This window comes from Chromohalobacter sp. HP20-39, from assembly GCF_033052815.1.
Lineage (GTDB): Bacteria > Pseudomonadota > Gammaproteobacteria > Pseudomonadales > Halomonadaceae > Chromohalobacter.
Genome location: NZ_JAWHTP010000964.1, coordinates 1 through 251 on the forward strand (window position 1 = coordinate 1; position 251 = coordinate 251).

At 72.9% G+C, this 251-nt stretch carries 1 protein-coding gene; it reads left to right on the forward strand.

Features of this window, described 5'->3' with window-relative positions; translation table 11 throughout:
- On the forward strand, positions 1-251 hold a 251-nt coding region (locus tag RVY79_RS20830; RefSeq protein WP_317466509.1), incomplete at both ends, for a hypothetical protein.

Below are 251 nucleotides of genomic sequence, written 5' to 3' on the forward strand. Positions count from 1 at the left end.
TTGCGCGCTGCGCTGGCGCCGGCCTCGGCCCCGGTGGTGGCCGCTGTCGGCAACGCCTGCCCGGGCGACGCCGAGATCCGCGACATGCAGACGCGCGGCAATTCCACGTCGCTGGGCGATGCCGAACGGCAGTTCATGCAGGACGAGGTACGCCGCGCCTGGCAATGCCGCAAGGGGCAGGGGCGCTACAGCGATGCCGACTGGGCCATCAGCCGCAGCGCCCAGGCGGCGCAAAGCCAGCTGAGCGACCG